This is a genomic window from Bacteroides sp. RTP31139st1_H2_RTP31139_211217, from assembly GCF_040227615.1.
Lineage (GTDB): Bacteria > Bacteroidota > Bacteroidia > Bacteroidales > Bacteroidaceae > Bacteroides > Bacteroides uniformis.
On sequence record NZ_JBCNZM010000210.1, the window covers coordinates 1 to 6,696 of the forward strand.

The window sequence follows — 6,696 nt, forward strand, 5'->3', positions numbered from 1 at the left end:
GTCTGGACTTCTGCGAGAACCGTTTCTTCGTGCGAGGTGAAGGCAACTTCCTCTACAACTATAACAACGGCCGCTTGGCGGTCGATCCGAAAACCGCCTGCCAGAACTTCATCAACGCCTTCGACAGCATCCCCCGCCTGATAGAGAAATACACGAGGGACAACGAAGCCATTGAGAAGGAACTCCCCGTCCTGGAACAGGTCGTCGGGGAAGTCTGGAAAAAGGAGGACGAACTGAAGCAGCTCAAGGCTGACCTTGCCGCTCTCGACCGCAAGATCCTGCTCTCCCTCAAATCAGTGGATGCGCAGGAAAAAAGCACCGACGGAGTGATCGAAGTCGTGCCCTCCCAACCGGTAACGCCCGACGGACAGGATAACGCCCCCGCCGCCGGCATACCCGTCGCCGATGCTCCGCCCGGCAGTTCCTCACCGGGCAGTGTTCCCACGCAGGACACGCCCCCTGCCGAGCCTTATGTCCACCGGATGCCCGACTTCCTCGCCGACAGGCAGCGCACTCCGCCCAAACTAAGCGGAATGCCCAAAAGCATCAGCATCAAAGAGGCAATGGGAGCGCTTGGCGGCAAGCTCGTCATCGGAGGCGTCCCCAAGTCCGGCAACAAGGACGATCCCGATCCTGACCGGCCCGAAAAGCCCAAACCCAAGCTGAAGTTATAGCTCCTGTAACCGAAGCCATAAAAACACCCCCACTCCGCCAGCTTCCTACAAAGCAGCGGAGTGGAGTGTTATAATAACAAAAAGAGAATATATACAAAACTCTTTGATACTATTTTATTTAAAATAAATTTGATGTGTGTTTCCTACCAAAATAAGTTTTTTACAAGCTCTTGTAATAGCAACATAAAAATTATTCTTATCTTCAAAATCTTGAAAATTAAGCACTATTACAGTGTCAAACTCTAATCCTTTGGTTAACAGTGTTGTGCCAATACATTTACCCTCAACTTTACGCCCAACTTGTCGCAATACCTCACGATTATATTTTATTGCTTCTGATATGGAAATATTGTCTATTTGAGCCTTTCTTAATGCTTTATACATATCACTTACTAATTCGCTTCGGCAACATTCATTTGTTGGTAAATGATGAAGATAGTATATCAAATTATAAATGTGTATTGGAATAAGATTGTTTTCCAAATTTTGCAAATATTTTTTTATACTATTAGAGATTACTTGATCTTCAATCCTTCTTTTAGACTTCAATTTGTCATAATTATTAAACCAATTATCTATAATTGTTTTCTTGAAAACAATCCTGCAAAATTTTAATATAAGTGGAATTATTGTCTGTTTCGTAGCATTATCAAAAGCCGAAGAATAAAAATAAAAATCTTTATCATCAATTGCTTCAATTAATCTAAGTCTTGGATAAGACTTAATTATTTTTATTCTAAAATTCTTCGATTCTGATTTGGGATGAATTATCAGCAAACTATTATTATTCGCAATCTCCGTCCATAATAGTTTGTTATAAAGTGAACCATGCTTATATATTGCTTCTGGTTCAGAATATAACACGTTTATATTTTTATAAATATCTATGTTTATATTTTCTTTATTTTCTATTTTTTGCCTAATTGCTTTTAAATCTTCTCCAAGTCCATCACTATTATGCTTTTTCCATCTCCATGGAATTTCAAGGATTTGCTTATTATCAATAAACCTCCCCATTTGTGCAATACTATTCATATCCACACATTTTCCATCAAATTTAAAGATACTTTGTAGAGGATCTCCTAATATGTGAGTAGGAATATACATTGAAAGTGCTTTTATTAGTTGATGTTGCAAAATGGAACAATCTTGATACTCATCAATAATTATATGTGAATATTTTATTTTTAAAGCAGTATGAATTGGTTTTGCTTTTAACAGTTTAATAGTAGATTCAATAGCAAAACGATAATACTCATTAGGAGCTTCTTCTATATTAGGAAAATCTTCTTTTTTTAGGTGATAGGATTGAGCCATGTGTAAAGAAAAACCACAAATTGTAGCTAATTCGTATTTGTTATTTCTTGTTTTAATAGACTGTAATTTTTCTTTAAGTGAAGCTATCCCTGCATGGGTATGGGTTAATATCAAACATATCTTAGAGCTTAAATCTAAGTTTACACATTCTGCAATAGTATGTGTTTTCCCATATCCAGCAGGAGCAATAATCATACTTTGATTTTTTTGATAAAAATAAACTTAAATTAACCATTGTCAATCCAAATCGATAAATTTGTTAATAATTGTCTTAAATAACACTTTTCATCCATATTGTTAATATTGCTAAAAATTTCAGAACCCAAGAACATACCAGATGTTACATCTTTATACCAACTTTTTTTCTTTGCTCTCTTTCCGAATAATTGTCGTAATTCTACTGTGTCTTTTTCTAACCAATCTTCTGTATAATCTTTCTGTTTATCTGGATAAACTTGTTCGTAAAGCCCTTTAATATTTGTTTCTTTCTTTTTAATATAGAAATTAAGACAGTTTTTTATTCCATTCCATGTAAGATTATCAAATATTTGTTCTTCTATAGCTTTTCCTTCTTCACAATCGAAAACGGCTACGCCCATATCTTTTAATGACTGCTTTTTAAGATTTGTATTGGCTTCATCAGAATCACACAAGAATGCTATTTTAAATCCCAATTTATTTAATGTTTCAGCATATTCTACACCACTATTACCCGTTCCATCCAATATTTTGATACCCAAATAACTCATACTCTCTTTACCATTTGTCATACGATTATCATTTAAAGCTCTACATAAACCTACTTCTGTAGCACCTTCTCCTATTATGATTTTTCTCGCAAATAAAGCTTCTGAATTATGACGTACACACTTTTGCATGGCAATAGTTTTTGGAATATCCAATAATCTATTTGCTTTGCGCCTCATAATGCATAAATCAGATACTCCCAATTCTGTTACAACATTAGACGAATGGGTTGTGAAAATAAATTGATAATTAGAATAGTTTTTTAGTGTTTTGACCAAATGCTGAACTCTATCAGGCTCTAAGCCTTGCTCTATCTCATCTATTAAAATAATCCCATTAGAAGATGTGTTAATCATTTGTATAGCAATAGACAAAAGCCTTTTAGTACCTTTTCCTTTTAAACGTAGAGGTATCGCATTCTCATGAAGGCAAACATTATTTTCCTTTAATGTGAAATCTCTTTGATCCAATAATACTTCTACATTTCCAATGTTAGCTCCTAATCTTACTGTATGTGCCCTTATTGTTTTTAGAGACTCATTAAATTTTGTTGCTACAGCTGTATCTATTTTAGATTTTTATCGGTTTGGCCTAACCGATTGAAGAATAAACTTTTAGCGAATTATTTGAGAAATAGAGGTAACGATTTAGCAACTGTGCGAATTTCAGCATTTTGCGTTGCTATGCTGTTAAATAACTCTTTCATTTGCAAAAATGATAGTTTCCCCCGAAAGTACAAACTATCGCAATTTTATAAAATCGGCTGGCAAAAAAAGAAAATCATTCGTCCTATTCACAAGTTGGCATATCAAGAACGTTGTCCGCTTTGTCATTCTGTTACCGGGATTTGTCCGCATGGGTGCGGATCTGCCCCGGTCAGTAAGGCACTCAATATCATTTTGTCGTGACAAGCAGGTACTTTTTAGAGTGTAATGCTCCGATATAGCTTTCTTTTTGCTTTTTATATGTACAAAGGTCAGAAGCCCCCAGCGAAAACCCCGCCGGAGGCTTTTATTTATTGTTTACATTCGGTTTCTTTTGTGATGTCTTCTGAACCGGATTTCCAATCAATAAATTTATAACTGACCACTAAGGAGTCTTTACCGAATTTTATGAATAAGTCTTTTCCCTTGTAGGGGTCAATGTCGAGGAATTGATACTCAACGTCTATTTCGTAACGGATGCCGGGCATCGAATCCTCTTCATTCACAAAATACGATTCTCCCAACAGATTCAGTATTTCCCTGTAAGTCATCCCTACCTTCAGACGGTTATTTACCAAATCGTCAATCATGAACTTTCTGGAATAATAATGGCCGTCCCATTCGTCCCAACTTTTCCGGTTGAATGGGATAGCACGACGATGTGTACACCCCATTTGCACGCAGACAAACAGGAATAACACAAATACAAAAACGGGAGTGCTTATATTTCCAGTTGGCATTATGCTCATGTTTTTCATACACTTGACAACTTGATTTATGTATAAATAAGTTTGCATTCAACGGGTAATTTCAATCTATGACTCCCATCGGAGTTTTTTTGTTTTCTTTATTATATTTCCTTGTTCATCATATTCTGAAATTTCAAGTGTTATGGTGCCATTATAGTCAGAATTATAAATGTGCTTAACTTTTTTGTTTCCTTCATAATAGATACTGTCGGTTGAGTAGCCTGTATTTCTTAAAGTATGATTGACGTTTACCCTCAGTCCGTTTTCTTCATACTCTGTTTCTTTATTGACTAAAGTCATACCATTGTCAAACTCTTCCTTAATTTTCTTTTTTCCGATCGTATATTCCTTCATCACTCTATCAAGTACACCGTTTAAGGTAATCCGAGAGATTAAGGTATCATTGACAGTTTGTTTCAATGAACATTCGATGTTTTGTTTGTAATCGGAAGAAGGGACAAGATTAACAGCTTCCTTATAATCCGTATCATTAAATTTATAGGTTTCTTCTCTTTCCCCGGTGTTCAAGTCATGACGGATTTTCTTGGTATTATTTCCATTATTGTCATAGTAGTAGTATTCCTCATATCTTGAGTCAGAAAAGGGGGCATCTCCTAATATTATAATACTTTTTTTTATACTTAGGTTTATTCTTATCATAATAGAGGGAAAAAGAATAACTAAATGTATCCTTATTATTTTCCAATACAAGTTCTTCTATGCTATTTTCAGTATATCTCATTGTTTTTAGCAATGATCCTGACAAGGGCTCCTCTACGGTATAGCAGTAAGAATCATTATCATAACCATATGTCTTTGTAAAATTATTTGTCGCTGCCAAGATCCCTTTATCTTTATTGTCTCCAAAATAGAGATAGTCATATTCACTACCCTGTGCAGTTAGAATCCTGTTGTTTTCATCGTAAACATTAACATATTCGATAATATTAACAGAATTATAGCCTTCCGGCTGTTTACTATTCTTGCAGCCCGATAAAAGTAATACACTACCTAAAAAAAATAAAATTATTCTATCCATTACTTCAAAAAACAATTCCCAATTTGTATGATTGTTTACATCTTCTTTATAATGATAATCCATTATCTTGAAATGTTTATCCCTTTCTTTATCCTGTATAATTACAAATATAGAAAAAGTGCGGTACACCACGAACGGCACACCGCACTTTTTTCGGTAAATCGGACGGGATTTAACATTTATAGCCCCCCCCCTGCCTTTCCTTCGTAGTTGCATGGGGTGGTGTATGCTCTGCCTTAGCTTGTCGAATTGCTCCTTGAACCACTCGGCAATGGGCTTTCGGTCGATGGCAAGAAGCAATTTAGTCCCGTCCGTCAGGGCTTTCAGCACTTGCCCTCACCTTTTCAGTCTTGAATTTCCGCTTGTGTTCCTCCGAATAGAGTTCCCCTGCGTATTCCAACGGTTTTCCCTTGACGAACGTTGCTGTCTGCCCATCGCTGAACCCGACAAGGCGGCAGAGGTTCTTGATACGGAGTATTTCACGAAAATAGGGAATTTCATAATATATATTCCCTATTTTTACAATCTGTTTTTAATTCATATATGCGCAATATATACAATATTCGCAAAATTTAGCGACATCCACAAGCTGTTTACAGGGAATTTGATCAATGGGCAAGGAAATTTACCTCAGTGTGGGGTCGTTCCCTGATTTTCTTATTTGGAAGTGGTTGCTCTCAACATGGCTTCCGGATCCATTGGTATTAACAGCGAATCCCTTTTATTTGTTAAGTTGAGAGAGTATCATTCAGAGATTCCTCATTTGATATCCCGTCGGCAATATAATGACAGATGAAAATTTACGGCATCTCTCTGTTCTACCATTCGTGAAAAGATGGCAGAATCCATTGTTCTTCCACGACGGTTATGCTCTTCGCTTCATCGTTGGCGCATTTTATCAAATCCGCAATTCTGTCTATCACTACCAGATGCCACCATATTGATAATGGTATTTGTCCAAACTCTGGATAATGGAAAGCAAGCACTCTTTCCGGCTCATTCCCGTAAGGTAATACGCCTTAAACCATTCCAGTATCGACTCACGTCTGCAACGACGCAGCAGGTTGATGATATTCTTATACAGCTGCACTTCGCTCTGCTCCATGTCATAGAACAGGACTGCCTTGTTCTTGCTGTTTTCGTGGAGCGTAACGCTCAGCGCATCCACATCCGTTCCGGAAGAACGGATAGCACCGACAATCAACGCCGCCACATAGTTACTTTTTCCCGTGCCTTCTCCGCCGGTGACACAAAGCAGATTGCCTTGAGTTCCGAGAGACATGCCCCCGCCGAGCCTTATGTTCACCGGATGCCCGATTTCCTTACCGACAGACAGCGCATCCCGCCCAAACTAAGCGAAATGCCCCAAAGCATCAGCATCAAAGAGGCAATGGATACACTCGACGGCAAACTCGTCATCGGAGGTGTCCCCAAGCCCGGCAACAAGGACGATCCCGATTCTGATC

Annotated in this window: 5 protein-coding genes and 5 pseudogenes; 3 read left to right on the plus strand and 7 right to left on the minus strand. The window is 37.6% G+C overall.

Annotated features, from left to right (window positions below; translation table 11 throughout):
• Nucleotides 1-674: pseudogene (locus ABUA47_RS21880) on the plus strand (DNA methylase); the annotation flags it as partial.
• A 114-nt stretch (nt 675-788) separates the two neighbouring features.
• Here the strand turns inward: ABUA47_RS21880 and ABUA47_RS21885 are convergent.
• From ABUA47_RS21885 to ABUA47_RS21910, 6 genes and pseudogenes are all read right to left on the minus strand, one after another.
• A pseudogene (locus ABUA47_RS21885) lies at nt 789-2,189 on the minus strand (UvrD-helicase domain-containing protein); the annotation flags it as partial.
• A gap of 29 nt (nt 2,190-2,218) precedes the next feature.
• Nucleotides 2,219-3,307 carry an ATP-dependent nuclease gene (locus tag ABUA47_RS21890; RefSeq protein WP_317191728.1) on the minus strand — a complete coding sequence of 363 codons (1,089 nt, stop codon included), beginning with the start codon at nt 3,305-3,307 and terminating at the stop codon, nt 2,219-2,221.
• 446 nt (nt 3,308-3,753) lie between these two features.
• Nucleotides 3,754-4,182: a hypothetical protein gene (locus ABUA47_RS21895; protein WP_144011112.1), complete on the minus strand. Its 429-nt coding sequence runs from the start codon at nt 4,180-4,182 to the stop codon at nt 3,754-3,756.
• Nucleotides 4,183-4,257: 75 nt separating this feature from the next.
• The gene (locus ABUA47_RS21900; protein ID WP_349829757.1) at nt 4,258-4,851 is read right to left on the minus strand and encodes a hypothetical protein; all 594 of its coding nucleotides are present in this window, start codon (nt 4,849-4,851) and stop codon (nt 4,258-4,260) included.
• Nucleotides 4,787-5,293, minus strand: coding sequence for a hypothetical protein (locus ABUA47_RS21905; RefSeq protein WP_230321239.1), 507 nt, complete (start codon nt 5,291-5,293; stop codon nt 4,787-4,789). Before ABUA47_RS21905 ends, ABUA47_RS21900 begins: the two co-directional genes overlap by 65 nt.
• Before the next feature lie 126 nt (nt 5,294-5,419).
• A pseudogene (locus ABUA47_RS21910) lies at nt 5,420-5,723 on the minus strand (mobilization protein); the annotation flags it as partial.
• Nucleotides 5,724-5,780: 57 nt separating this feature from the next.
• On the opposite strand from ABUA47_RS21910, the pseudogene ABUA47_RS21915 reads away from it, so the two are divergent.
• Nucleotides 5,781-6,023 (plus strand): annotated as a pseudogene (locus tag ABUA47_RS21915) (IS982 family transposase); the annotation flags it as partial.
• A gap of 31 nt (nt 6,024-6,054) precedes the next feature.
• Here the strand turns inward: ABUA47_RS21915 and ABUA47_RS21920 are convergent.
• A pseudogene (locus ABUA47_RS21920) lies at nt 6,055-6,506 on the minus strand (bifunctional DNA primase/helicase); the annotation flags it as partial.
• Between ABUA47_RS21920 and ABUA47_RS21925 the strand changes: the two are divergent.
• Nucleotides 6,495-6,696: hypothetical protein (locus ABUA47_RS21925; protein WP_349832046.1), on the plus strand; the 202-nt coding region annotated here is incomplete at its 3' end. The pseudogene ABUA47_RS21920 and the gene ABUA47_RS21925 sit on opposite strands and share 12 nt — an antisense overlap.